Source organism: Shewanella subflava (assembly GCF_025971955.1).
In the GTDB taxonomy this organism is placed as follows: domain Bacteria; phylum Pseudomonadota; class Gammaproteobacteria; order Enterobacterales; family Shewanellaceae; genus Shewanella; species Shewanella subflava.
Genome location: NZ_JAPDMX010000012.1, coordinates 141,017 through 166,758, shown reverse-complemented (window position 1 = coordinate 166,758; position 25,742 = coordinate 141,017). Strand labels below are relative to the sequence as shown.

General features: G+C 42.9%; 22 protein-coding genes and 1 riboswitch. Of the genes, 14 read left to right on the top strand and 8 right to left on the bottom strand.

The window, feature by feature from the left end; genetic code table 11:
- Positions 1 to 86: 86 nt before the first annotated feature.
- A complete protein-coding gene (ribB, locus tag OHT75_RS06800; protein WP_264725736.1) occupies positions 87 to 743 on the bottom strand; it encodes a 3,4-dihydroxy-2-butanone-4-phosphate synthase in 657 nt (218 codons plus the stop codon).
- Between the two features lie 93 nt (positions 744 to 836).
- Positions 837 to 1,036: riboswitch (FMN riboswitch) on the bottom strand.
- A gap of 148 nt (positions 1,037 to 1,184) precedes the next feature.
- On the opposite strand from ribB, the gene OHT75_RS06795 reads away from it, so the two are divergent.
- Together OHT75_RS06795 and OHT75_RS06790 are read left to right on the top strand one after the other, a co-directional pair.
- The gene (locus OHT75_RS06795; protein WP_264725735.1) at positions 1,185 to 1,715 is read left to right on the top strand and encodes a thioesterase family protein; all 531 of its coding nucleotides are present in this window, start codon (positions 1,185 to 1,187) and stop codon (positions 1,713 to 1,715) included.
- A 73-nt stretch (positions 1,716 to 1,788) separates the two neighbouring features.
- The gene (locus OHT75_RS06790) at positions 1,789 to 2,478 is read left to right on the top strand and encodes a DNA-3-methyladenine glycosylase I (RefSeq protein ID WP_264725734.1); all 690 of its coding nucleotides are present in this window, start codon (positions 1,789 to 1,791) and stop codon (positions 2,476 to 2,478) included.
- 56 nt (positions 2,479 to 2,534) lie between these two features.
- On the opposite strand, the gene OHT75_RS06785 is transcribed toward OHT75_RS06790, so the two are convergent.
- A complete protein-coding gene (locus OHT75_RS06785) occupies positions 2,535 to 3,143 on the bottom strand; it encodes a TetR/AcrR family transcriptional regulator (RefSeq protein ID WP_264725733.1) in 609 nt (202 codons plus the stop codon).
- Positions 3,144 to 3,777: 634 nt separating this feature from the next.
- Here OHT75_RS06785 and OHT75_RS06780 point away from each other — a divergent pair.
- The 4 genes from OHT75_RS06780 to OHT75_RS06765 all read left to right on the top strand — a co-directional run bounded on the left by OHT75_RS06780 (position 3,778) and on the right by OHT75_RS06765 (position 9,776).
- A complete protein-coding gene (locus OHT75_RS06780) occupies positions 3,778 to 4,923 on the top strand; it encodes an efflux RND transporter periplasmic adaptor subunit (RefSeq protein ID WP_264725732.1) in 1,146 nt (381 codons plus the stop codon).
- Positions 4,924 to 4,935: 12 nt separating this feature from the next.
- A complete protein-coding gene (locus OHT75_RS06775; protein WP_264725731.1) occupies positions 4,936 to 8,103 on the top strand; it encodes an efflux RND transporter permease subunit in 3,168 nt (1,055 codons plus the stop codon).
- Positions 8,104 to 8,335: 232 nt separating this feature from the next.
- Positions 8,336 to 8,998, top strand: coding sequence for a 7-cyano-7-deazaguanine/7-aminomethyl-7-deazaguanine transporter (locus OHT75_RS06770; RefSeq protein ID WP_264725730.1), 663 nt, complete (start codon positions 8,336 to 8,338; stop codon positions 8,996 to 8,998).
- 301 nt (positions 8,999 to 9,299) lie between these two features.
- Positions 9,300 to 9,776, top strand: coding sequence for a GNAT family N-acetyltransferase (locus OHT75_RS06765; protein WP_264725729.1), 477 nt, complete (start codon positions 9,300 to 9,302; stop codon positions 9,774 to 9,776).
- A 229-nt stretch (positions 9,777 to 10,005) separates the two neighbouring features.
- Here OHT75_RS06765 and OHT75_RS06760 read toward each other — a convergent pair whose 3' ends face one another.
- Both OHT75_RS06760 and OHT75_RS06755 read right to left on the bottom strand, forming a co-directional pair.
- A complete protein-coding gene (locus tag OHT75_RS06760) occupies positions 10,006 to 12,093 on the bottom strand; it encodes a sensor histidine kinase (protein WP_406681987.1) in 2,088 nt (695 codons plus the stop codon).
- 44 nt (positions 12,094 to 12,137) lie between these two features.
- The gene (locus OHT75_RS06755) at positions 12,138 to 13,514 is read right to left on the bottom strand and encodes a sigma-54-dependent transcriptional regulator (protein WP_264725727.1); all 1,377 of its coding nucleotides are present in this window, start codon (positions 13,512 to 13,514) and stop codon (positions 12,138 to 12,140) included.
- Positions 13,515 to 13,850: 336 nt separating this feature from the next.
- On the opposite strand from OHT75_RS06755, the gene OHT75_RS06750 reads away from it, so the two are divergent.
- The 8 genes from OHT75_RS06750 (at position 13,851) to mutM (ending at position 20,987) form a co-directional block, all read left to right on the top strand.
- Positions 13,851 to 14,642: a substrate-binding domain-containing protein gene (locus OHT75_RS06750; protein WP_264725816.1), complete on the top strand. Its 792-nt coding sequence runs from the start codon at positions 13,851 to 13,853 to the stop codon at positions 14,640 to 14,642.
- The gene (locus tag OHT75_RS06745) at positions 14,639 to 15,346 is read left to right on the top strand and encodes an ABC transporter permease (protein WP_261298330.1); all 708 of its coding nucleotides are present in this window, start codon (positions 14,639 to 14,641) and stop codon (positions 15,344 to 15,346) included. The genes OHT75_RS06750 and OHT75_RS06745 overlap by 4 nt, the downstream gene beginning before the upstream one ends.
- Complete coding sequence (locus tag OHT75_RS06740; RefSeq protein WP_406681983.1) at positions 15,346 to 16,092, top strand: ABC transporter ATP-binding protein; 747 nt, start codon at positions 15,346 to 15,348, stop codon at positions 16,090 to 16,092. Before OHT75_RS06745 ends, OHT75_RS06740 begins: the two co-directional genes overlap by 1 nt.
- A complete protein-coding gene (gene mobA, locus OHT75_RS06735) occupies positions 16,076 to 16,684 on the top strand; it encodes a molybdenum cofactor guanylyltransferase MobA (protein WP_264725726.1) in 609 nt (202 codons plus the stop codon). The genes OHT75_RS06740 and mobA overlap by 17 nt, the downstream gene beginning before the upstream one ends.
- A gap of 18 nt (positions 16,685 to 16,702) precedes the next feature.
- The gene (locus OHT75_RS06730) at positions 16,703 to 18,529 is read left to right on the top strand and encodes a bifunctional molybdopterin-guanine dinucleotide biosynthesis adaptor protein MobB/molybdopterin molybdotransferase MoeA (RefSeq protein ID WP_264725725.1); all 1,827 of its coding nucleotides are present in this window, start codon (positions 16,703 to 16,705) and stop codon (positions 18,527 to 18,529) included.
- Between the two features lie 77 nt (positions 18,530 to 18,606).
- Positions 18,607 to 19,590: a GTP 3',8-cyclase MoaA gene (gene moaA / locus OHT75_RS06725; protein WP_264725724.1), complete on the top strand. Its 984-nt coding sequence runs from the start codon at positions 18,607 to 18,609 to the stop codon at positions 19,588 to 19,590.
- 60 nt (positions 19,591 to 19,650) lie between these two features.
- Entirely contained in the window at positions 19,651 to 20,100 is a 450-nt protein-coding gene (locus OHT75_RS06720; protein ID WP_264725723.1) for a hypothetical protein, read from the top strand.
- A gap of 71 nt (positions 20,101 to 20,171) precedes the next feature.
- A complete protein-coding gene (gene mutM, locus OHT75_RS06715; RefSeq protein ID WP_264725722.1) occupies positions 20,172 to 20,987 on the top strand; it encodes a bifunctional DNA-formamidopyrimidine glycosylase/DNA-(apurinic or apyrimidinic site) lyase in 816 nt (271 codons plus the stop codon).
- 113 nt (positions 20,988 to 21,100) lie between these two features.
- Here mutM and OHT75_RS06710 read toward each other — a convergent pair whose 3' ends face one another.
- From OHT75_RS06710 to OHT75_RS06695, 4 genes are all read right to left on the bottom strand, one after another.
- Positions 21,101 to 22,594, bottom strand: coding sequence for a capsule assembly Wzi family protein (locus tag OHT75_RS06710; protein WP_264725721.1), 1,494 nt, complete (start codon positions 22,592 to 22,594; stop codon positions 21,101 to 21,103).
- 4 nt (positions 22,595 to 22,598) lie between these two features.
- Positions 22,599 to 23,105, bottom strand: a complete 507-nt coding sequence (gene coaD, locus OHT75_RS06705) for a pantetheine-phosphate adenylyltransferase (protein ID WP_264725720.1) — start codon at positions 23,103 to 23,105, stop codon at positions 22,599 to 22,601.
- Between the two features lie 320 nt (positions 23,106 to 23,425).
- Positions 23,426 to 24,505, bottom strand: a complete 1,080-nt coding sequence (locus tag OHT75_RS06700) for a glycosyltransferase family 9 protein (protein ID WP_264725719.1) — start codon at positions 24,503 to 24,505, stop codon at positions 23,426 to 23,428.
- Between the two features lie 139 nt (positions 24,506 to 24,644).
- Positions 24,645 to 25,676 (bottom strand): glycosyltransferase family 9 protein, encoded by a 1,032-nt coding sequence (locus tag OHT75_RS06695; protein ID WP_264725718.1) that lies wholly within the window; start codon positions 25,674 to 25,676, stop codon positions 24,645 to 24,647.
- Positions 25,677 to 25,742 lie beyond the last annotated feature (66 nt).

The following is a 25,742-nucleotide window of genomic DNA, read 5'->3' as shown; positions in this document are numbered from 1 at the left end:
ATAAAAGCCTAAAACAGCGATCTGTTTTAGGCTTGTTGCATCTTAAAGGCTGCAATGTAGGTGCATTGCAAATGTATTATCTGGATTTAAGCTAATTTCAATGCGTGATGCTGACGATACATTACCATGTCTTCAATGGTTAATACTGGCATATTGTGCTTTAAAGCAAAGGCGACAATTTCAGGCGTTTTTGCCATTGTGCCATCTTCATTGGTCACTTCACACAATACCCCAGACTCGCCTAAGCCAGCCATTTGCATTAAATCAACCGTACCTTCAGTGTGGCCGCGACGTGTTAATACCCCGCCAGCGCGAGCGCGAAGGGGAAATACGTGGCCGGGTCTTGCTAAATCACTGGCTTTGGCATTGGCAGCCGTTGCGGTTTTGACCGTGGTGACTCTGTCCTGTGCCGATACACCGGTTGTTACGCCAACCTTAGCTTCAATCGACACGGTAAAGGCAGTCTGATTGGCACTGTTATTGTTTGCCACCATCGGCGGTAACTCGAGTTTATTTGCTTGTGCATCGGTTAAACACAGACACACAATGCCACTGCATTCACGGATCATTAATGCCATTTGTGCTGCGGTTAGATGCTCAACTGAATAGATTAAGTCGCCTTCGTTTTCACGATCTTCATCATCAAGTAATAAGATCCCCTTACCTTGTTTAAGTGCTTCAATGGCTTTTTCTACGCGGACAAGTGGTTCACCAAAAGGTGAAAGTAAAGATAACTGATTCATGGTTACTCCTAAAAATTGACCAGAATCAGGGCTTTGAAGAGGGGTTTTACGCCAAATAGAATCGCACCAGTTGAAAGTATCTACTGGTGATGTTGCTATTCTCTCTCATCCGGACTGTAACCGTCGGCTTTGGAATGTCAGTCATTACATTAAAAATAATGCACTAAGTCACCAAATCTGCTGACCTCGACGAATCGAGCGCTCGCGGGCTTTGTTGTTAGCTATCACTAAAAAGCAATATAGGTAAACAACTTACCGCCGGTGGGGAATTTCGCCCCGCCCTGAGAATTCATGCTGGAAATTCAGCTTGGCTATAGTAAAGCCCAAGCAAGCTAAGTTCAATCAAGTGGTGAAACAAACGTGTGTATAAATCACATAAACTCTACTTGATAGCTGGTATGACCTCTGCTAGCCTGTTGCGCTCACAAAGGAGTGGTAGCAATGAATTTGTATTTTCGATTAGTGTGGTTATTTTTATGGCGCATTCGCCAATGCCCAGGTATTGGTTTTTTGGATACTAGCCGAATTAGTTATCGTGCTTTGCCATTTGATTGTGATGTGAATTTACATCTCACCAACTCGCGCTATCCTGCGTTTATGGATTTAGCGCGTACCTATATGATTGCCGATATGGGATTGATGAAGAAATTCCTAAAAATGAAGTGGATGCCAATTGTTAATGCTTCTGAGTTTACCTATATCCGCGACATTAAACCGTTCGAAAAGTTTGAAATTGAAACCAAAGTGGTCGGTTGGGATGAGAAATACTTTTATATTGAACAACGCTTTATCACGGCAAGAGGTTTACATTGTATCGTTCATGTTCGCGGTGTGTTTGTGTGTAATCGCCAACAAGTGCCAATTGAAACATTAGTTTCGGAAGCGGGTTACTTTGGTGAAAAACCTGAATTACCAGCAGAAGTTGTCAAGTGGAAACAGTTTTTACAGCTCAAAAAAGAGCGTAATACCTAAGCCTTAATAACTGCAGCTTGATACCTCACCACATGGGCTCAAAAGAATAAATGCGAAAAGTAAGGAGTATAACGTGGCTAAACTTGAAAAATTTGCCGATATTCTATCGCGAGCTTGTGAGCGTAAAGGTGGTTTAGCGAATGTTAAGGCGTTATTACCTGATACTTTACCAAGCCATGAAATAGCCCAATATAGCGATGCACAATTATTATCTGCTATGTCAAAGCGGGTATTTCAAAGTGGATTTGTATGGCGCGTAGTGGACAATAAATGGCCTGCCTATGAAAAAGCTTTCTTTGATTTTGAGCCGACAAAAGTATTGATGTTATCACCCGAGCAAATACAACAGCGTGCCACTGATGCCACGCTTATTCGTCATCAAAAGAAAACCCAGGCCATTGTTGATAATGCTTATATGGTGCAAGTTTTATCAGCAAAACACGGCAGTTTTGCAAAGCTTATCGCTCACTGGCCAACTGCTGACATTATTGGTTTATGGCAATTATTGAAAAAACAAGGTGCCCGCTTAGGCGGAAATACAGGGCCTTATTTTTTACGCTCGATTGGTAAGGATACTTTTTTGCTGTCGAATGATGTTCAAGGTTATTTAAAGGCTAAAAAAGTCGTTGATGCTGGCTTCAGTTCACAAACGGGATTGAAACAAACACAGGCAGCATTTAATGAATGGCAACAGGAGAGCGGGCTGAGTTTAGCTGAAATTAGTCGCATTATTGCTTTGGGTGTGGGCGATAATCATCTTTAATAAATTTGATCGACTTCAATTCGGGTTAACAGATGGGCTCAATAAGCAGAGGTTGATTATTCACGTGCCACTTGATAACGGCTTAAAAACATTTGTGCCGTTTCGTTAGCCAGATGCTGACGCTCTACATCGGTTAATAAGGGTTGGCAAGTGAGCACCTGTGGCCAAAAACATCGGCCTTTCAGTAATGACATTAATTGATCATTGGCAAAGTTGGCATCATTGAGTTGCAGTTTGTTATCAGCCTCAGCCGCTTTTATCCATCGGATCAGCGCAGATTCATGCTGTTTCATTTTTTCAATCTCTCGACTCATCTCATCACTGCTATAAAACAAGTGACCAATGGCTACCCGAGCTAAATCGATATGTTCCTGTGAATTAATTAACTCAATCTCAGTTAAAATAATGGCTGCAAATTGACTGCTTAATGAGACATCTGACTGATAACACCCCTGGTTTTTAGTCATAGCCTCTTGCCATAACTCACTGACAAGATACATCACCAAGGCTTCTTTGGTGGCAAAATGATTATACACAGTGCGCTTTGAAACCTGTGCCTCTTCGGCCAATTTATCCATACTACTTGCCGTGACACCGCTCTCTTTAAACATGCGTTTAGCTGTGTCAATAATGGCTTGTCGTTTTAGCTGGCTGCGGTTTTTCATTTCAGTCGTCATCAAGCAATATATTCATAAAAGTTAATGAACTATTTTACACTGACCAGTTTACTTTTCAACCTGAAATCCATAAACTACACCGTATAGTTTACTTTTTTAGTAAACAATATGCATATTAGCATTTTGTCGTATTTTTCTTGGCAACTTGAGGACAGTAAGTGATATAAGTAGCTTAACTTATGAACAATCCTGATGGCTTACTGCCTTGAGATGTTCATGTGCTAACTAAATGACAGCATAATAACAACCACCTGTTTTATAATGAAAAGTCAGTAAAACATATCACTGACAAATTGCTCAAAAAATGAAATACTATAAAAAATTTCAGCTAGTTGGCTCAATTGACGCATGAATCTACAATAAATCGTCGTTAAGTTAACTACAATCTATAGACACTTTTTACTGAAATTACCGATAAATCGATAATTGCAACCAAAATTGTTAACAACCTCGTATCAATCAAGCTAGTTAACGTATTTATTTACAATTTAGTGCTTCGGCTTTAAGCATAGCCGCTATGCGGAATGGCTATTACGAAGCAAAATAGACAGTTAGAATTTAATTGCACAACTTCTCACACTGAATTGAATTTAGGTGAGAAACATTAGGAGTAGGAGCTCTCATGCACAAAGCATTGAAAATTGCCGCAGTCATTACTGCGTCGTTGTGGTTAACAGCCTGTGGCAAGCAGGACGGTGGAGCGCAAGCTCAACAAGAGCGTCCACCTACTCCGGTTGGTGTCATGATTGTAGAAGCCCAATCTCAAGAGATTCAAGTTGAATTACCTGGTCGTAGTAAATCGTTTTTAGAAGCTGAAGTGCGCCCTCAAGTCTCGGGTATTATCACTGAACGTGGGTTTATTGAAGGTAAAGAAGTGACTAAAGGCCAGTCTCTTTACCAAATTGATTCGGCAACCTACAAAGCGGCTTTAATTAGCGCAGAAGCAGATTTAGCTCGTGCTAATGCCGCCTTAGAATCAGCAAAGGCGAAAGCGGCTCGTTATCAAACCTTAGTAAAAACTAATGCGGTTAGTGTACAGGATTTTGATGAAGCGAAAGCAGCTTATAAAGAAGCATTAGCCTCTGTGACCGTGGCGCAAGCGGCAATCAATACCGCAAAAATTAACCTCGAATACACTGAAGTAAAGGCACCCATTTCTGGCCGTATCGGTAAGTCATCGGTGACTGCTGGCGCCTTAGTGACGGCCAACCAAGCTAATACTTTAGCGACCATTCAACAACTTGATCCAATTAATGTGGATATCTCACAATCAAGTGCGCAAATGTTACGCCTGCAAACACAATTAAAAGCAGGGAAATTACTGGAAGCTAAAAATGCGCAGGTGACCTTAGTGCTTGAGGATGGCTCAATCTATGATCAACCAGGTGTTTTGAAGTTTTCAGAAGTGAGTGTTGATGAGACCACTGGCTCAGTTATTATTCGTGCAGAATTCCCTAACCCAGACGGTATTTTATTACCTGGGATGTATGTTCGCTCTAGGTTATCAACAGGCACAGATCCGCACGCTATTATGGTGCCGCAAAAAGCGATTACACGTAATACCAAAGGTGAGGCGGTTGCTATGGTTGTGAATGCGGAAAATACCGTTGAAGCACGTGTTGTGAAAACGGCAGAGGTTATAAATAATCAATGGCGTATTGTTGATGGATTAGTCGCCGGAGATAAGTTAATCGTTGAAGGTTTACAAAAAATCCGCGCGGGTGCTGTGGTATCACCACAAGTGTTAAGTACTGACTCAGCAAAATAATAGGAAATCATTATGGCTCGCTTTTTTATCGATCGCCCTATTTTTGCCTGGGTGATCTCCATTTTAATAATGCTTGCAGGGGTCTTAGCAATTAAAGGCCTACCTGTGGCACAATACCCAAGTATTGCACCGCCCTCGGTTGTGATTAAAGCTTCCTATCCTGGTGCTTCGGCAAAAACGATGGAAGATACTGTTACTCAAGTTATTGAGCAGCGTATGACAGGGCTTGATCACCTTCGTTATATCAACTCAAGCAGCGACAGTTTTGGTAACGCAACAATTACTCTAACCTTTAATGCGGAAGCCGATCCAGATATTGCACAGGTTCAAGTGCAAAACAAGCTACAAGCGGCAATGACTTTATTGCCTCAAGAGGTGCAGTCGCAAGGGGTTAATGTTAACAAATCCAGTGCGGGATTCTTGATGGTTGCTGCGTTTGTATCCGAAGATGGCTCTTTAGCTAAAAACGATATCTCAGATTATGTTGCTGCTAACGTTCAAGACCCGATGAGTCGTGTACCGGGTGTAGGTGAGTTGCAACTATTTGGTGCGCAATATGCAATGCGTATTTGGCTTGACCCGTTAAAACTGACGCAATATAACTTAACCAGTGTTGATGTTATGGCTGCGATTCGAGAGCAAAACGCTCAAGTATCAGCGGGTCAGTTAGGTGGCGCTCCAGCTATGGCTGGGCAAGAATTAAATGCCACAGTCACATCTCAAAGTCGATTACAAACTACAGCTCAATTCAAACGAATTATCATTAAGTCAGACTCTTCAGGTGCAAATGTTTATCTTGAAGATGTGGCACGGGTTGAACTGGGTGCTGAAAGTTATACTACTGAGTCGCTATATAACGGCAAACCCGCATCGGGTCTCGCGTTCAAATTAGCAACTGGGGCCAACGCCTTAGATACTGCCAAACTTATTCGAGAAAAACTTGAAGAGTTAAAGGTCTATTTCCCAGAAGGTTTAGAGATTTACTACCCTTACGACACTACACCATTCGTGGAAAAATCCATTGAAGGCGTAGTCCATACCTTAATTGAAGCAATCGTATTAGTGTTCTTGATCATGTATCTGTTTTTGCAGAACTTTAGAGCAACATTAATTCCGACCATTGCGGTACCTGTGGTATTGCTAGGTACCTTTGCGATTTTATCTGCTACTGGGTTCTCGATTAACTCGCTCACCATGTTTGCTATGGTGCTGGCAATTGGTCTGTTGGTGGATGATGCCATTGTTGTGGTAGAAAACGTAGAACGGGTCATGTCGGAAGAAGGCTTAAGCCCGCTTGAAGCCACCCGTAAATCTATGGATCAAATCACAGGTGCATTGGTCGGTATTGGCTTGACTCTGTCAGCAGTATTTGTACCTATGGCCTTTATGTCGGGCTCAACGGGTGTCATTTACCGTCAGTTCTCCATTACGATTGTGTCTGCGATGGCATTATCTGTATTTGTGGCAATGGTTTTAACCCCCGCATTATGTGCCACAATGTTAAAGCCAATCCCCAAAGGTCACACCCATATTAACACTGGGTTCTTTGGCTGGTTCAACCGCAGCTTTGATAAGTTAACATCGCGCTATGAAAAGTCGGTAGCCAACATTTTAAAACGCAGTGTACGTATGATGGGGGTTTACTTAGTCATTGTCATTGCTACTGCATGGATTTTCATGCGGATGCCAACGGCTTTCTTACCAGATGAAGATCAGGGTATCTTGTTTACTCAAGCTATTTTGCCAACTAACTCGACCCAAGAAAGCACTGTTAAGGTTCTAAATCAGGTCAACGATTATTATCTTGGCACTGAAGGTGACAATGTTAAATCAGTATTTAGCGTTGCAGGCTTCAGTTTTGCTGGTATGGGACAAAACATGGGGATGTCATTCGTTGGCCTGCATGATTGGGCTGAGCGTACTGAACCTGGTCAAGATGTTAAATCGATTTCAGACCGTGCGATGGCGAAGTTCTCACAAATCAAAGAAGCCATGGTATTTGCCTTTGTTCCACCAGCCGTTATTGAATTAGGTACTGCCAATGGTTTTGATTTGTATCTTCAAGACCGAAGTGGACAAGGTCATGATGCGTTAATTGCAGCACGTAATCAGTTACTGGGTATGGCTGCACAAAACCCTAATCTGGTGGCGGTGCGTCCAAATGGTCAAGAAGATGCGCCAATGTACGAAATTGACATTGATCAAGCAAAGCTTCGTGCATTAGGTATTGATATTGATAATGTAAATAGCGTACTGGGTACGGCTTGGGGAGGGTCATATGTGAATGACTTTATCGACCGTGGCCGTGTGAAAAAAGTCTATCTGCAAGGTGATGCGCAATATCGTATGCAGCCAAGTGATTTAGACACCTGGTATGTACGTAATAGTGCAGGTGAGATGGTGCCGTTTTCCGCTTTTGCAACCGGTAAGTGGAACTTTGGTTCGCCACAGTTACAACGCTTTAATGGTTTGCCAGCGGTGAACATTCAAGGCGCAACTGTGCCAGGCTATAGTACCGGTGCTGCCATGGCTGACATGGAGGCAATGGTTAAGCAATTACCACCTGGATTTGGTATTGAATGGAATGGTCTTTCTTTTGAAGAACGTTTATCAGGTAACCAAGCTCCAGCATTGTATGCATTATCAATTTTGGTGGTTTTCCTTGTACTCGCCGCACTATATGAAAGCTGGTCAGTGCCATTTGCCGTTGTGTTAGTTGTGCCATTAGGCGTGATTGGTGCGTTAATTGCGATGAATGGTCGCGGTTTACCTAACGACGTATTCTTCCAGGTTGGCTTGCTAACCACTGTAGGGCTAGCCACGAAGAACGCGATTTTGATTGTGGAATTTGCTAAGGACTTCTACGACAAAGGCGCTGGGCTTATTGAGGCGACATTACATGCAGTACGTGTGCGTTTACGTCCAATCTTAATGACATCATTAGCATTCGGCTTTGGTGTTGTACCGCTTGCTATAAGTACCGGTGTGGGTTCGGGCAGTAAAAATGCCATCGGTACCGGTGTACTTGGCGGTATGATGAGTTCAACCTTCTTAGGTATCTTCCTTATTCCATTATTCTTCGTGGTGGTAGAAAGGATCTTCAGTCGTAAGCAGAATAAAACTGACGCAGTACCAGCAACTGATACACCTGTTGAAACATCACATAAGTCTGACCACTAAGACCTTGTGAGTTGAGTAAAAATTAGCCCAGCTTGTGCTGGGCTTTTTTTATTGGCGGTGGTATTATCCCGCCCCCTTGTCGAAACCTACTATCATTTAAATAATGATAGCGTTTAATACACAAGACATAATCATAAAAAATCTCTGTACAGACTTTGAGTGTCAATGCACTTGCAGTCAATAAAATTGCGGGTTCCCTCACCCCGCCTAACCCAAATAAAAAGGCCACAAGATGTTAAAACTTACTCAGACGCAAACGCGTCGTGCGCTGCTATTTTTAGTCAGCTTTCATATACTGATTATTTGTGCCAGTAATTATCTGGTTCAATTACCTTTTCAAGTCTTTGGTTACCACACCACTTGGGGCGCCTTTAGCTTTCCATTTGTGTATTTAGCCACCGATCTCACCGTCCGTATTTTTGGCCAACAAGCCGCTAGACAAATTATTTTTAAAGCTATGCTGCCCGCTTTAGTTGTGTCGTATTTAATTGGTGTTTTGTTCCATCAAGGGCAATTTCAACAGTTTAGTGCCTTATTAGAGGTGAACACTTTTGTTTTTCGCATCGCATTTGCCAGCTTTATTGCCTATCTTGTAGGCCAATTAATGGATATCACGGTATTTGCGCAATTAAGAAGAGTGCGTGCATGGTGGATTGCGCCGGCAGCATCAACCTTGATAGGTAATTTAGTCGATACATTGGTATTTTTCAGTGTGGCCTTTTACGCTTCAACAGATGCTTTTATGTCTACGCACTGGCCGGAAATCGCCACCATTGACTATGGTTTTAAATTGATTGTTAGCTTGGGATTATTCTTACCGGCTTACGGGGTATTGCTGCGCGTATTACAAGATAAATTGCTCAGTACACACCAACACTCAGTGCGCATTCTTTAGCACAATATTGCTATTTTGAGGGCGTGATTAAACCGAAAAATCGCTTTCTTATTTGAAACAGATTGATTCAAAATACTCGATCAAGCGTGATAGTGAGCATTATCGCGCTTTTTTTATTCCTTAAAATTGTAAAGCCAGCCTACACCTGTACATCTTTAAAGCTCAATATATCGATAAGCATCTGAAGTTTAAACAGAGTTTTCGTTCGTTTATAGGCTTAAACTAATCATAAACTCAACTGGACAGACCTGTTATAATAGTGGCCTTCAAATACCTGAAATACCGCTTGTGGAGAGCTTAGATGTACACTTTAGAAATTCGTGAATTTACCGATGCAACTGACACTGTTTGCCAACTCATCGCCCAATTGACGCAACAAGTCCCGGAATTAGATAGCCCACAAACCCAAGCGGATATTCAACAGCGATTAAATTCAGCACCCTGTTTAATCTTAATTGCTTACGTTGAAGGTGAGGTTGCTGGATTTAAATTAGGCTATGCCAAGCATGACACTGAGTTTTATAGTTGGTTAGGTGGTGTATTACCCGATTTTCGTCAGTTAGGATTAGCTAAGTCGATGTTGGAATACCAAGAAAAGTGGGTTGCACATAAAGGGTACGTTACCCTATCAGTCAAAACACGTAACCAATTTAATGCCATGTTGAATATGCTGGTCAGTCGTCAGTATCAAATTACGGCTGTTGAAGCGGATCAAAGCAACATTAGTCAGCATAAGCTGCATTTACAAAAACAGCTTAATTTTACTGTAAGTCAGTAATCTAGCTGGCTTCGGCTGGTGATAATGTAAAGCTGCAATCAGTTTTATTAATAAAGCTTGCAAACGATAATGAGAATGATTACTATTTGTGTGCGTTCCAAAGCTCAGTTGCAATTTTAAAGCTTCATCACCTTTATTGTTAGGCTGAGTTCGCAAGCACGACATTGCTCACACACTCTTTGTGGCCGGATTAATCATCCGGCTTTTTTTTGCCTAAAAATGACCGAAATTAACTAAAATGTAAGCCATCATAAGGATTATTGGTGTGCTCATCTTTGGCTTTGTAGTACAGCCCAATAATAAATACTGTGCCTTTACCTTCGGTTGATTTCACTTCAATCGTGCCACCTAGGCGTTTGATAATACCGTAACTTAATGATAATCCTAAACCTGTACCATCTTTACGCGTGGTATAAAAAGGATCAAAAATACGGCTCAGCTGCTCTGCACTGATCCCTACGCCTTCATCTTCCACTTCAATTTTGACCCCTATGGGTTCATCATTTTGCAGCCAGTCATGCGTTCGGATCCAGATGCGCTCTGAAGTGGGCTCTTTTTTGGCTTCAATGGCATGGGCGGCATTCACAACAAGGTTAATTAATACCTGCTGAAGCTGTGGACGATTCACCTCAACGGGACAACTGGCGTTGAGCTCTTTGATCAGCACCACCTGTTGCTTTTGAATGGAATGGCGCACCAGCACTAATACCTCTTCAACAATCGGCGTGACCTGATGCATTTCAATCGGGGCATTAAACTCACCGGGACGACTGTACTGCAATAAACTGCGAATAATGGTGCTGATCCGTCCAACTTGCTGAATAACCAATTCAATTTCTTCCGATACCTGCTCAGCTTGGTCACCCAACTCGTACTTTAATAATTCCATGTTGCCCAAGATCACCGCGGTAGGATTATTAATCTCGTGTGCGATACCTGCGGTCAGTTCACCGAGTGCGGTGAGTTTTTCATTGGTAACCAATTGCTGACGGGTTTCATTGAGCAGTGCCACGTTGCGTTGCAACTCTTCTGTTTTATCCTGAAGGCTTTTGGTTCTTTGTTCGACTTTGACTTCGAGTTGCTCTGCCGCGGCTTGGATTTGCAGATTACGGCGCTGCAACAAGTCCAACATGCTATCAAATTGCTCGGCCAAATTTGCAAGTTCGTTGTCACGATCTAACCCCAACTCACCAATGCGGACATTGCCACCAGATTGTACCGCTTTAACAACGTGATGAATTCGCTCTATCGGCTTTAATAAGCTGTACGCACCGCGGTAAACCAATAATCCTGAAATAAACAGTACCAACATTAAAATGCTGCCCAGTTCGATGATATTTAACAGGTAATTATTAATGAAAGGGCCTTCTGAAAAGCCGGTGTACACCATCCCAATGCGCTTGCCGTAGATATCAAGTAGTGGGGCATATGCTGAAATATACCAATCGTTAAATACAAACGCTCTGTCTACCCAAGGTTGACCTTCGATTAACACTTTTTCTCTTACCTCTTCTGACACCAATGTGCCCAGAGCGCGATTTTGATCTGAATATTGTGAAGAAGAGGCATTTATCGGTACATTGGTGCTCACTCTCACATTGTCTAAAAACACGGTCACGGAGCCAATAGATAGTTCAGGTAAAGTGCCTTTGTCATAAACCAAATTGCGAATGTGATCGACGATAGCGGTATCCCGATTCAGCAAATTGCCACCATCAAGGTACCAAGACACCGATGAATCTGGATTAATAATGGGCAACACACTGCGGCTAATTAAGCCGCGTTTTTCCTGTGCTTTTGTAGGTTCTAGTGCCCTTTGGGTTGTTTTTAAATCGATAATGGCATATTGCGCTAATTGTGGGTCAATCTCTTTTAAGCGTTTGGACGACAATACCATCATGCCCGAAGTCGGTGACTTAGGTTTTTTTCGCAATAAAGCACTTAAATCAGTATCGCCACTAACCTGTTCAACGCTGACCACTCGCAAAAAATCCAAACTAAGCTGTTGCTTAGTTTGATTAAGTACCTCGGAAATAGTATTGCGAGCCTGTTGGTTATGCTTATCTTGAAGTAGTTGTTTAAAAGCGGTTTGAAAAGCCCATGAATTTGCCACATGCATTAATTGCTGTTCTTGGCGATTTTGCACTTGCTCTAGGGTGTTTTCGGCAACAGTTAAATCCGCCTTCACCTTCATAAATAATTGTTGGCTGGTGTAACTGATATTCCAATAAATGGTAATAAAAACCAAGCTGACAAGCGTCAACAGGATGGGGAGCAAAGTTAAAATTAATAACCTGTAACGCACTTTGGCTTGCATTTGCTGCCAGCTGATATCAAAAATTCGCTTAAAAAAAGACACGGTTACGATTCCTCTTGCTCATCAGAAATCTGTCCTAACCACTCTTTGTACTTTCTGTCCAATGTTTTGCGTGACACGCCTAGCTCTCTGGCGGCTGCAGATTTATTGCCTTCATGGGCATCAACTACCTTAGTGACATGCTCTTTTTCAACGGCTTTCAAGGTCCAATCTAGAGGGTAGCCGAAGTTTTCAATGGCTTCTGTTGTAGCGGTTTTTTTCCAATATTCCGCAGGCGGCTTGCCCAGTAAAATGCAACGCTCAATCATGTTTTTCAATTCACGAATATTACCTGGCCACTCATGTTGCTTTAACACTTGTAAATCTTCATGGCTCCATAGCACAGGCTTAATGCCTAATTCTTTAGAGATTTGTACCGTAAAATGATGGGTTAACTCAACAACATCTTCAGGCCTAGCACGTAAAGGCGGGATCAAAATATTTAATACATTTAAACGATAGTAGAGGTCGCGTCGAAAGTGTCCTTTTTCGACTTCTTCCACCAGTAAGCGGTTAGTTGCCGCCACCACTCGAACATCGATATTGACCTCTTTTTCACTGCCTACAGGCCTAATTGCCCGCTGCTCTAATACCCGTAATAAAGCGGTTTGCATATTCATTGGCATTTCACCAATTTCATCTAAAAAGATGGTGCCGCCTGAGGCAAAATTGAATAATCCTTCCCTTGAGGTTTTCGCGCCAGTAAATGAGCCTGCAACATGGCCAAACAATTCACTGGCTAATAGTTCAGGTGCAATGGCACCACAATTTACTGGCACAAATGGACCTGTGCGGTCACTTAATTGATGTAATTGCCTCGCTACAAGCTCTTTACCCGTACCTGACTCGCCCTCAATCAACACCACTGCATTGGTAGGTGCAACACGTTCAATTACTTGTTTGACTTCGTTAATCGCATCGCTGCTGCCAATAATGGTTGATGACTGCCCGTGGGAAAGCTCACGTTTTAACATAAAGTTTTCACGTTTGAGTAAGCGTTTTTCAATACAGCGATCAACCGCTGACATCATTTGCTCAAGATGAAATGGCTTCATAATGAAGTCAGATGCACCTGCTCGTAAGGCTTTGATGGCCACATCCATATCAGCATAACCGGTCATGAAAATAATATCGGATTGACGGTCGGTATCATCGAGCGCTTCATGCCACTCTATACCAGAGCGATCGGGCAAACGAATATCAACAATTAATACATCAAAATGTCCTTGGCTTCGAACCTGCTCAGCTTCGGCAATTGTTGATGCGGTTTCAACAAACGCAAATTTTTTTAACATCGCTTTAGATAAGAAACTGCGCATGCCGGGTTCATCATCAACAATTAGCACTGACATACTGGTATTAACACTGCTAGACATACTCATTACCGCTCCAGTTGGACATTTTGACTCAATTTGAACTCACTTTAGCACCTAATAATACAAGTTAGGTCAGTATGAACCACCGAAAAGTGATCTTGGGACAATTTGTCTGATGTGTTTTTCATCACCGTGGGATCTGCTTCACAAATTAAGGTTTTGTCGTGAACTGAATTTGCACTTAAAGCTGTTGGCATTTAACTTGCTTACCCTAGGGCTGCATTAGCTGTTATTGACCTTAGTGTTAATGTTGTTTTCATTAAATAATGCCTTATCACCACTGTATAAAAGGATAGATTCATGTTTAAAAAAATAGCCAGTTTTACGGCCTCATTTAGCATAATGAGTAGTTTGGCTTTTAGCCCGTTTTTACAAGCGCACGAGCACGAAGCGCATAGCGTGATCAAACTAGCCACCACTACCAGCACTGAAAACTCAGGCTTATTAAGCGCATTATTACCTACGTTTGAGAAAGAATCAGGCTATTCGGTACAAGTGATTGCCACCGGTACTGGTCAAGCCATTAAACTTGCTAGCCAAGGTGATGTCGATATCGTTATGACACATGCTCCAGCGGCTGAGGCAAAATTTGTTGCTGATGGCTATGGCGTGCAACCTCGTGGTTTAATGGAAAATGATTTTGTGTTACTTGGACCCAAAGATGATCCCGCAGGCGCCCATGATGCTAAAAGTGTGCTTGAAGCATTTGAACGTATTGCTGCGAAGCCAAGCACCTTTATCTCCCGTGGCGATAACTCTGGCACTCACATGAAAGAGTTAGAGATTTGGCAGCAAGCTCATGTAAAAACTGATTTTGCGGGCTATACTTCAGTTGGCCAAGGCATGGGTAAAACCTTGTTAATGGCTAACGAGTTACAAGCTTACACATTAACAGACCGTGGTACTTTTGTAGCATTTAAGGCTAAACTGGATTTATCCATTCGTTTTGAAGGTGGCAAAGAGTTAGCCAATCCTTACCAAGTGATGCTAATCAATCCTACAAAATACCCAGAACTTAATCATCAAGGTGCTCAAGCATTAAGTGACTGGTTAGTCAGTCCTGCAGCACAAAAAATGATTAACGAATTCACAGTGCAAGGAGAGCAATTGTTTAAGGCAACTTATCAAAAATGAGTGAAGGCTGGTTAGCCCTTTTGCAGCAAGCATTTCGCTTGCTGCTATCTTTTGACCCCGATGTATGGTCAATCATTAATGTGTCTTTTTCCGTTTCGTTTGCGGCACTTTTTATCACCTTAATTCCTTCTATTATGCTGGGATTTTTTCTCGCATTTACGCATTTCCCCGGCCGCTGGATTGTCACTAATTTAATTCAAACCTTACAATCCATTCCCACTGTGGTCATTGGCTTGCTGGTGTATTTATTACTCACTCGCAATGGTGCTATGGGCGACTTAAAGTGGTTATTTAGCCAAAATGGGATGATATTTGGCCAAATGCTCATTTGCGCACCTGTGCTGGTGGCTTTATCGCAAGCGGCATTTGCCAGTGTTGATCGTCGTGCATGGGAAACATCACGCACCTTAGGTGCTAACTGGTTAATGGCAATTTGGACCGTCTGTCGTGAGTTACGAGTGGCTTTATTGCTTGCTATTGTTGCCGCATTCAGCCGTATTTTAACGGAAGTGGGGTGTTCTATGATGGTCGGGGGAAATATCATGAATGTGACCCGTAATATTCCAACGGCTATCGCATTAGAAACCTCCAAGGGCGATTTTGCTCAAGCGATTGCACTGGGGCTGGTATTGTTGATTTTGGCATTGGTGCTTAATTTCGCACTGGGTTCATTACGGGGTAAAGCCCTGCCAAGGAGCCACTAATGAGTTTATCAGTAGCTCCCCAGATGAAGGCCGCAGTAGAGGCCACTGATTTAGTGATGCAATTTGACGATCGCAGGTTGTTTAGTGCTCAAAAACTTCGTTTTGTGGAAGGCGATGTTATCTATTTGCAGGGCGATAATGGCTCGGGTAAATCCACCCTGATGAAACTATTGGCCGGATTAATCTCCCCGTCGCATGGTCGTGTAATTTGCCAAGGTTTTAGCCAACCAGCGTGGTGGCAGGCTGCGTCGTTATTGGGGAAAGCCGTCTATTTACATCAACATCCTTATCTTTTTGATGGTACGGTAAAATACAATCTTACCTATGGATTATCGACAAGAAAAAGCCGCACCAAGGCGCTACAACAACGTCTTGAGCAAGCGATTAATATGGCACAATTGGCAGATTTACTTCAGCATTCAGCCAGTGACTTATCCGGCGGTGAACGCCAACGCCTTGCTATAGCAAGGGCGTGGATTTGTCAGCCCAAGCTGCTGATGTTGGATGAACCCATTTCTAACATGGATAAGCATTCGCAAAAACTGGTGCTTGCGATGATCAATCAACTTAAAATGGAAGGAACGGGTTTATTGATCAGTAGCCATCAAACCTGTGGTCTAACCGCCTTATGTCAACAACATTGGCATATCAAAGATCAGATTATTCATACCAGCCAACATGTGCCTAATTTAGATACTCAACAAGATAACTCCGTTATGGGATCTCACTATGTCATCGCCAAATAAAAATTCACCTACCATTGAAGCCGTCATTCTTGCGGGTGGCATGGCCAGACGTATGGGCGGAGATGATAAAGGTTTAGTTGAATTAAATAACCAACCTATGATCAGCTACACCATTAACCGCTTAGCACCTCAAGTGCAGCGCATCATGATCAACGCTAACCGAAATCAACAGCGTTATGGCGAGTTTGGTTATGAGGTTATGAGTGATATTGATTCTGGTTATTTAGGTCCCCTAGCAGGCATGATCACCGCCATGGGACGCACTCAAGCAGATCTTTTGCTTGTGGTACCTTGCGACTGCCCATTGCTGCCCCATGACTTAGCCAGCAGAATGCTTGCCACTATGCAGCAAACAGGTGCTGAACTGGTGGTAGCAAGCGACGGTAAACGTGAGCAACCTGTGGTGTTATTGCTTAAACCGAGTTTACGTGACTCGATGAAAGCATTTTTAGATGCAGGCGAGCGTAAAATCGATTTTTGGTATGCGAAGCATCACTACGAGGTGACCGGTTTTGCCGATCAGCCCCAGGCATTTATTAACGTCAATACACCAGAACAAAAACAACAACTCGCCGAGCAAATAGCGCAGTAATTAAAAATAGAGGTAATTATGTCTTGTGTGTTTAACAATCCACTGCCGATCCCCGTTCTTGGCTTTTGTGCATACAGTGGCACGGGAAAAACCACATTATTAAAACAACTGATCCCAGAGCTCAATCGTCGCGGCCTTCGTCTGGCGGTGATTAAACATGCTCACCATAATTTTGATGTCGATATTCCCGGTAAAGATAGCTATGAAATGCGCAAAGCCGGTGCCAAACAAATGTTGGTTGCCTCACATGTTCGTTGGGCATTAATGACTGAAGATGCATTAGATTCAGATCCCAGCTTGCCACATTTACTCAAACAAATTGAAGCCGACAAGGTTGATATTGTATTAGTGGAAGGTTTCAAAAAGTTAGCATTACCCAAAATTGAACTTCATCGTGCCTCACACGGTAAACCCTTTATTCATACCCATGATGACAATATTGTGGCAATCGCCTGCTGTGATGAAACCCAAACACCTGCGGATCTCATTCGATTAGACCTCAACAATGTCGGTCAAATTGCAGATTTCGTGGTGCAATATCAACAAAGTTGGCAAGCACCTAAGGTGGCATTACCCATTGATTTAGCGTCAGCGGAAGTGCCACAGCGCGGCCAACAAGGTCTTTCAGTGGCCCAGGGCATCAATCATATTCTTAATCAAGTTTCTGCAATCACAACAACGGAAATGGTTGATTTAGACCTGTTAGATAATCGCGTATTAGCCCGTGATTGTATTTCTCCGGTGAATGTTCCGCAGCACACCAACTCCGCTATGGATGGTTACGGTTTTGCGTATAGCGATGTTGGGGCCGCGCCATTACATGTGGTTGCAGAGGTGCTAGCAGGGCATGGTTATGACAAAGTCGTGCAACCCGGTGAAGCCGTTCGCATTATGACGGGCGCGCCAGTACCTCAAGGTGTTGATACCATTCAGCCTCGTGAGCTATGCGACACCCAAGATAATCAGGTTACCCTATTAGACACTGCCAACATTAAACAAGGGCAGCATGTGCGTTTAGCCGGTGAAGACATAGCCGTAAATGATGTTGCTTTGAGTAAAGGGACACGTTTAGGTGCGGCAGAGTTAGGCTTATTGGCTTCATTGGGCTGTTATCAGGCTGAAGTTGTTCATGCGCCAACCGTTGCGGTGTTCTCTACCGGTGATGAGGTCAGCCAGCCTGGCGAGACGTTAAAACCTAACTGTATTTACGATTCAAACCGCTACACCATCAAAGCCATGGCACGTAAATTGGGTTGTAATATTATTGATTTAGGCATCATTGAAGATAATGAAACAGCCTTAACCGCCGCTTTACTTCAAGCTTCTGCCAAGGCCGATATTGTCATTAGCTCTGGTGGCGTGTCTGTTGGCAACGCTGATTACATCAAAACGGTGTTAGCTAAGATTGGTCAGATTAACTTTTGGCGAATTAACATGCGCCCAGGCAGACCTCTTGCTGTAGGGCAAATTAATAACAGCCTGTTTTTTGGATTACCTGGAAATCCTGTCGCTGTTATGGTGTCTTTTTTACAATTTGTGCAACCTGCCGTACGAAAAATGGCAGGCGAGCAATCATCAACTGGCACGCAACCATGGCAACCCCATTACATACCTGCAATAGCGGATGAGTTTTTGCGCAGCAAAACTGGCCGTAGCGAATTTTTACGGGGTATTTACCATATTGCAGCCGATGGCCAAGTGCATGTGAGGTCAACGGGGGCGCAGGGCTCTGGCATGTTGAGCTCTATGGTAACGGGAAATTGCCTCATCGTGATCGGTGAAAAGGATGATCATATCGCTCAAGGTCAGTCAGTGTTCATTCAACCCTTTGCCGCTGTGCTTTAATATGATTTAAGCCAACGTGAAAATGCTTAAATTGTGTTAACACAGCCAAACAGATAGGCAAACGAAGTAGGTCAAATATGAGCCAAATTGTAGATGGGTTTAATCGGCAGGTAGAGTACCTGCGATTATCGGTAACCGATCGCTGTGATTTTCGCTGTGTGTATTGCATGAGTGAAGACCCCGAGTTTTTAGCGCGTGAGCAAGTTCTGTCTTTAGAAGAATTGTCATGGGTGGCACAAGCATTTACAGAGCTAGGCGTGAAAAAAATCCGTTTAACGGGTGGCGAGCCGTTAGTGCGAACCGACTGCGACCAGCTGGTGAAATTACTAGGGAAATTGCCCGGTTTGGAAGACTTGTCGATGACCACCAACGGCTCTCGCTTGTCAAAACTAGCAAAACCATTATATGACAATGGCTTATCTCGTTTAAACATTAGCTTGGACACCTTAAACCCGACGTTATTTACCCAACTGACACGAAATGGCAAGTTAGACCGAGTGATTGCGGGTATCGATGCCGCTATTGCTGCTGGGTTTAATAAAATAAAAATCAATGCGGTTATCTTGCGTGGTCAAAATGATCATGAGGTCATTGATTTAGTCAACTTCTGCCGAGAACGGCATTTAGACATCGCCTTTATTGAAGAAATGCCACTGGGTGTGATGGATGAGCGTAAACGTAGCAGGCATTGTTCAAGCGCTGAAGTGCGCCAACTTATCGAGCAACATTATGCTTTAGTGCCCTCCAGCAAACGTACCGGTGGACCGGCAAAATATTTTAAAATGGCTGATAGTCACATTCACATTGGCTTTATTTCGCCACACAGTAATAATTTTTGCCATGAGTGTAATCGTGTCAGGGTGACGGTAGAAGGTCGACTATTGTTATGTTTAGGCAATGAGAACTCAATTGATTTAAAAGCCATAGTCAGAGAATTTCCTGCTGATATAGCACGCTTAAAAGCCGCTATTTTATCAGGCATTAAATTTAAACCTCAGTCGCATCATTTCGATCAGCAAGGCGTGCAAATTCTACGCTTTATGAATGCAACAGGGGGCTAATTCGTATTTTTTGAGATAGATGATAAACTTTACTTTTTCATCCATCACCTAGTTGAGTTTATGGCTTTATCACGCAAAAAATGGAATACGATTATTATTCTTGCCAGCGCAATGATGATTGCAGTATTAACCTTTATAGACAGTAAAACCACCCAACTGCCAGCTGATGCTATGCCATTATTTGATAGCGAATTACCATTAAAGCAATTGCAAATTAATGGCCAATCCTTTGTCAATAACCAAGGTCAGTGGCAATGTTCAGATGATGTACTTAACTGTAAGCAATGGGCTGCAGCTTGGGAAAATATCGCCATCTCGGCTTTGAAAACAGAGCCAGTACATACTTCTGCAGCAATAAAAATCATCCTATTCATCGAAAATATCGATGAAGCTCAGGTATGGTTATTGTTTGCCGAAGAAGGTTTATTACAATCACCTGGTTTTAATTGGTATCAAATTCCCCCAAGTTTACGCACTGATCTATTACCTATCGTGAACGTACAATCTTAGGGGGGCTTTGATAAACATAAAATATCAACAGTCCATCAAAAGTCATCCACTCAAAAGTGAAATAATAAACCATGCCTGAATTGCCAGAAGTTGAAGTCACCCGCCAAGGCGTTGCCCCTTACCTTGTTGATCAAACGGTTGAGCAGTTGATAGTCCGCAATGCATCACTGCGCTGGCCGGTACCTGATGTTGCGCAAAACATAGTTGGGCAAACAATTAAAAGTGTCCGGCGTAGGGCAAAATATTTACTCATAGATACTGATGCAGGTATCACTATCGTGCACTTAGGCATGTCAGGAAGTTTGCGTATTTTACCGCGAGATACACCAGCAGAAAAACACGACCATATTGATTTAGTGCTGCAAAATGGTCGTATGCTTCGTTTTAACGACCCACGTCGATTTGGCGCTTGGTTATGGTATGAACTGCCTGAAGAGGCGCATCCATTACTATCAAAGTTAGGGCCTGAACCACTAACCCATGCCTTTAACCCAAATCAATTACTGGCAGCATTAGTGGGTAAAAAAAAGGCCATAAAGCTATGCTTGATGGATAATCATATTGTGGTCGGAGTGGGTAATATTTATGCCAATGAAGCACTATTTGCGGCGAGTATCCATCCGCAGGCTGCCGCAGGTAGCATTGATATAGCAAGATTAACTGTGTTGGTAACTGAGGTAAAAACCATTTTAGCAAACGCAATTAATCAAGGCGGTACTACGCTAAAAGATTTTACTAACGCGGATGGTAAACCGGGTTATTTTGCCCAAAAACTGCATGTGTATGGCCGTGGTGGCGAAACTTGCACAAGCTGTGGCAACTTGTTATCTGAGATAAAATTAGGCCAACGGACCACGGTTTTTTGTGGTCTATGCCAAGCTCGTTAAGTTAATTCCGTGGTATAAAATACGCTCCAGATGCACGAATAGTCCCTCGGATTTGACCAATATTTAAAAGGGAGCCGAAGCTCCCTTTTATCAAAGATTAAACTACCTGACTTCTAAAAACGATATTCATAACTGCCAAATACCGTCCCGTCGGTGTCATTATCTTCTACTTCAAACTTCGAATTAGAGATGGTGCCACCAAAGGTCACCATGCCCGACAGCATCGGCATACGATAAGACACTTCAAGCATTAATATATCTTCTTTTGGCGGTTGTGGCGCCCACTCACCCCCTCTATTTTCCCCATCTTTATTTAACTGGGCATAACGTAAAATAGAGGTCAAACCGTGGCTATCTTTAAATTGGCCCACTAATCCTAAAGCATACACTTTAGCATCACTGTCATAGGTGCTGCCTAACGCACGACCATGATAACGTGAACCACTTAGATATGTGCTGTGCTCGTAAAAACAATTAAATACGTTGTCATCTGTTCCACACGCGACCATGGTGTCGGTATATTCAAAAAATAATTTGTATTGTTGGCTGTCAAAAGCAAAGCGGGTATCTGCACCTATCATCATACCGCAGTCGACAATCTGCCAAGGCTTACCTTTCGAGTCCTCACAGGTACGCTCAAGATATAATCCCACTGGCACATCATAAATTTTTTCGCTAAAACGCATATCAAAGCCAGCCATTTGATTGCCATAATTACTGCAACCAAAGCCATTTTCCTCGCGACAATCGCGTTGACCCGTTATGGACTTCCAGGCACTCTCAAAATCACATTCCTGCCCTTCACCACAAAATTGCACCGTCCAAGACAGCCCCATTTCAATCTGTTTTAATGGCTTAATAGAGCTACGCAAATTCCATAACAAAGCATGTGGTGCATAACGTTCTTTTTCAAACATACTCAAACCACCAGTTAAGGTCCAAGTTCCGAGCCAAGATAGCCATGGTGTTTCAAATGCCTGAGCATTATTACGACTAAACATTAACGATGGCATTGGGCGAGCATTGTTTGACTTATGTAATGATGAATCAAATCCTGGTCCCCACCATTGACTCAACGTTCCTGCTGTTATACTCCAGTTGCCCACAATCATTGAAAAATAAGCGTCGTCTAAACGGACTTCTTTATCATCTAATGGATCATAATTCGCTGAGGCACTGACCTTATAAGCGAAGCGCTCACCCATATATTCATGGCTACCGATTAGCTCACCTTGTTCACGATAATCAGAACCAAAATGCTGAAAACGTGCAGGATCGGTCGCAGCAGTGGCTTTCACCTTGGTATTACCACGGTTATTCATGGCATTTTGGTAATAAAAATTCACTCGCGCAAAAGCATCAACAAGATCAGCTGACATCAATGAGGGTTCTGCTTTGTTTAAGTCGACACCAATGCCAGACCACATAAGCGGGTAAGTGTTCACAGGCACGGTGATCACGCCTGCATCTGCCAGCGCTTGAATATCGGCTCTTAAATAAATATCTGACGTATCAACCCAAGGGGCGGCTTGTAGTTGATCGCTTTGACTGACGGTTACCATTGCCAACGTCATCGCCAATATAGAGGGTTTAAATCCATTTAACATCACATTATTTACCTTGTTGCTGCGCTTTGATTTGCGCAATTTTAGCCGCAAGCGCAGTTGCCACCTGTGGATGAACAAATTGAGATACATCGCCGCCATGCAAAGCCACTTCTTTTACCAGCGTCGAAGAAATAAAAGAATTTTCTTCCGCAGGAGTTAAAAAAACACTTTCTAAATTTGGGCTGAGACGACGATTCATATTGGCTAGTTGAAATTCATACTCAAAGTCAGACACAGCTCTTAACCCCCGCACTAAAACACTGGCTTTTTGCTCCTTGGCGAAATCAACCAGTAATCCAGTAAAGCCCACTACTTCAACATTATCTAAGTGTGAGGTGACTAAATTAACTTGTTCGACTCGTTCTTCAAGGGTGAATCTCGGCTGCTTTGAAGGATTAGATGCAATGCCAATAATCACATGCTTAAACAAACGCGCTGCGCGTTCAATTAAATCAGCGTGTCCATTGGTGACCGGATCAAACGTTCCCGGATAAATCGCTCTTCTGTGCATAAGTCCTCAGCTTTGGGGCAATAAGTATTAAAATATAGCAATAGCACCTGCCATTTTGATATGCGTAACATAGCATATTTTGAATAATGGTTAACGTTTAACTAGCTCATTTTACTTACCGCGAAATACCCTTGATGCACAATCTATTTTGATGTGAGCACAAGAATGATTAATGCATACAATCTACTTTTGGCTTACAAATTAGCGATTAACAACAGAAAATCTGCATGATGAAAACTGATTTTATAATCATAGGGAAAATTATGGAAAATCTATTTACCGAGAGGCTATTACTTAACAACTACTGTTTAGGCCTACTTTTAGGCATGATTAGTTGTCTCGCCCAATAAACGAGTGACCTCAGCCATGCAAATATCTAACCCCTCTGCATCGCCCTGTAGCCGCATTTTATCAATTAGTTTTTGTCTTGTTTGGGCATCAACTAACAAGCTTGCTGTATGGCTCATGTCGTTCGCATTGATATCGCAACCCAGCACTAATTCATGCTGGACACATTGTTTAATTCGGCTGGGCTGATCCTTTGATACCGCAACCGCAAGTGTGGGGATGTGTAATGCAATTGCTTGTAATAGCGTATCACCGCCACTCAGCACAGCAGCCTGAGCCTGGCTCAGTAAGCTGATAAAGTCGAGGCTTGTTAATGCCGAAATAGCGATCACGCCTTCCATTTCTGGTAACGCTTTGGGGTAGTTAGGCCCAAAGACCATTAAACTGGGGATGCCGGTTTGTTTAAATACATTGGCAGCAGTTTGAGCAAAAATATCAGCGGCAAAATCGGTCGCCACTTTATGGCCTCCCGACCCTGAGCTATACACTAAATATTGCCCAGGCTTTATGCCATATTGTGCTTGTAATTGCTGTAACCTTTGCGGATCTGGCTTGGCAAAAATAGAGCCAGTAAAAATGGGTAATGGTCGCTTGATTAGATTGAGTTTAAATTTGTCGAGGGCAGTAATGTCACCGATAACAAATTCAGGCTGAACAACCCAGTGGCTATGGGTCACTAAAGCTCGCTCAATTTTCATTCCGCGAGCCCGCTTGCGTCTATGTTGACTGATGAAAACCACTTTGGCACCACATTTATATGCATGTTTTAATTGTGATTTTCTTCCTGCAGCATCAAAAATAACTAAATCGGGCTTGAGGCGAGTAACCAATTGGTTAACTTCTTTAATTCGCTTTGTCGGGGTGTCATTGACTAGATGAGCAGGATAAGGACAGGCGTTGGCATACGGTGCAAAACTGTTTAATACAAATTCGATATGCGCATCTGGCCAGCGTGCCATAATTGCGTCAGCCACAATTTTTGAGCGCATGTACTCACCAATTCCCTCTTCAGAGGAAACCGGAACAAACAAAATCACAGGCGCTTTTGGCATTAAGCTTTTCCCATTGCGACATAAGGTCGACAATAATAATTTTCCATAATTAGCACAACTCGATACTCATCCATAAAGCGAGTATTAATGCACTTACACAAACAACGAACGAAGGGGGCTATTTATACCATTTATATGCTTAAGATGAAATGCGATCGAACACTTGAATCACGCTATCTAGGGTTATCATTTGCATTAAATTCTCCCCTTTGGCCCGTTTTCCCCAAGGGATATCGCCCTTAACTTGCATAGCAATTGCTTGTGGGTAAACACTTACCGTGTTTTCACGATACAAATAAGGGCCGGTTCTGCCAGGATTAGAGTGCGCATACAAGCCAATCACCGCCGTGCCCTGGGTAACGGCCATATGCAAGGGGCCTGTATCTGGGGCAACAACAATTTTAGCTCGTTTTAATACCGCAAGTAACTGGGTTAAGGCGGTTTTACCTATGATATTATCTATATCACATTGAGCATGTTCAATAATACTTGCCGCTAGATTACGCTCTAGCTCACTCGGTCCACCACACAGTATCACCCGGTATCCTTTCTGTGCGGCATGATCCGCGACGGCAGCATATCGTTCAGGTAGCCAATTACGTTCTGCTTTACTGGCTGCAGGGCAGATAACTAACACATTTTCATCATCAGCAATCAGTAATTTGGCATAATCTTGGTCAGCTTGTGGAACCGGAATATGCCAACGTGGAGTGAGGTCTTTCACACCAATGCTTTTGGCAAAACCCATAAAACCATCTAAAACATGTGGCGCTTGCTGAGCGGAGATAGCATGATTTGTTACTAGCCATTGACCTTCTTTGGCGCGTTTTTTATCAAAACCAATACGCACCTTAGCCTTGATCATTAATGATGCGATTGTTGCTCTTAAGGCGACCTGCATATGCAATAATACATCAAACTTTTGCCCTGCTAATGCGTTACGTAAAGCGGCATAACTACGCCAACCTTTTGACTTATCAAAAATAACAAAAGTGACGCCAGGTAAATGTTTGAGTAACTGGTATTCAACTTTACCTATCACCCAGGTTATGGGTAATTGAGGATATTCACGTTGAATAGCCTGAACCATTGCCACGGCATGGCATACGTCCCCAATGGCAGACAACCTTAAAAGGCATAAAGATTTCATGTTCTTAGGGTCAAACGTCATCGGTATCCAACATTAGGTTAAGCAAGCTAAGTTGCCAGTGAATGCAAGTCTGTGATCTTAAGGTAT

What these genes read in the sequence shown, in the direction of transcription:
- OHT75_RS06785 (WP_264725733.1), bottom strand. Translation starts at nt 3,143, where the DNA reads ATGAAAAACCGCAGCCAGCTAAAACGACAAGCCATTATTGACACAGCT.
- mobA (WP_264725726.1), top strand. Translation starts at nt 16,076, where the DNA reads ATGTCATCGCCAAATAAAAATTCACCTACCATTGAAGCCGTCATTCTT.
- OHT75_RS06775 (WP_264725731.1), top strand. Translation starts at nt 4,936, where the DNA reads ATGGCTCGCTTTTTTATCGATCGCCCTATTTTTGCCTGGGTGATCTCC.
- OHT75_RS06765 (WP_264725729.1), top strand. Translation starts at nt 9,300, where the DNA reads ATGTACACTTTAGAAATTCGTGAATTTACCGATGCAACTGACACTGTT.
- OHT75_RS06700 (WP_264725719.1), bottom strand. Translation starts at nt 24,505, where the DNA reads ATGCCAAAAGCGCCTGTGATTTTGTTTGTTCCGGTTTCCTCTGAAGAG.
- OHT75_RS06730 (WP_264725725.1), top strand. Translation starts at nt 16,703, where the DNA reads ATGTCTTGTGTGTTTAACAATCCACTGCCGATCCCCGTTCTTGGCTTT.
- OHT75_RS06755 (WP_264725727.1), bottom strand. Translation starts at nt 13,514, where the DNA reads ATGAGTATGTCTAGCAGTGTTAATACCAGTATGTCAGTGCTAATTGTT.
- OHT75_RS06710 (WP_264725721.1), bottom strand. Translation starts at nt 22,594, where the DNA reads ATGTTAAATGGATTTAAACCCTCTATATTGGCGATGACGTTGGCAATG.
- OHT75_RS06780 (WP_264725732.1), top strand. Translation starts at nt 3,778, where the DNA reads ATGCACAAAGCATTGAAAATTGCCGCAGTCATTACTGCGTCGTTGTGG.
- OHT75_RS06695 (WP_264725718.1), bottom strand. Translation starts at nt 25,676, where the DNA reads ATGACGTTTGACCCTAAGAACATGAAATCTTTATGCCTTTTAAGGTTG.
- OHT75_RS06770 (WP_264725730.1), top strand. Translation starts at nt 8,336, where the DNA reads ATGTTAAAACTTACTCAGACGCAAACGCGTCGTGCGCTGCTATTTTTA.
- moaA (WP_264725724.1), top strand. Translation starts at nt 18,607, where the DNA reads ATGAGCCAAATTGTAGATGGGTTTAATCGGCAGGTAGAGTACCTGCGA.
- ribB (WP_264725736.1), bottom strand. Translation starts at nt 743, where the DNA reads ATGAATCAGTTATCTTTACTTTCACCTTTTGGTGAACCACTTGTCCGC.
- OHT75_RS06740 (WP_406681983.1), top strand. Translation starts at nt 15,346, where the DNA reads ATGAGTTTATCAGTAGCTCCCCAGATGAAGGCCGCAGTAGAGGCCACT.
- OHT75_RS06750 (WP_264725816.1), top strand. Translation starts at nt 13,851, where the DNA reads ATGAGTAGTTTGGCTTTTAGCCCGTTTTTACAAGCGCACGAGCACGAA.
- OHT75_RS06795 (WP_264725735.1), top strand. Translation starts at nt 1,185, where the DNA reads ATGAATTTGTATTTTCGATTAGTGTGGTTATTTTTATGGCGCATTCGC.
- OHT75_RS06760 (WP_406681987.1), bottom strand. Translation starts at nt 12,093, where the DNA reads ATGCAAGCCAAAGTGCGTTACAGGTTATTAATTTTAACTTTGCTCCCC.
- OHT75_RS06720 (WP_264725723.1), top strand. Translation starts at nt 19,651, where the DNA reads ATGGCTTTATCACGCAAAAAATGGAATACGATTATTATTCTTGCCAGC.
- mutM (WP_264725722.1), top strand. Translation starts at nt 20,172, where the DNA reads ATGCCTGAATTGCCAGAAGTTGAAGTCACCCGCCAAGGCGTTGCCCCT.
- OHT75_RS06745 (WP_261298330.1), top strand. Translation starts at nt 14,639, where the DNA reads ATGAGTGAAGGCTGGTTAGCCCTTTTGCAGCAAGCATTTCGCTTGCTG.
- coaD (WP_264725720.1), bottom strand. Translation starts at nt 23,105, where the DNA reads ATGCACAGAAGAGCGATTTATCCGGGAACGTTTGATCCGGTCACCAAT.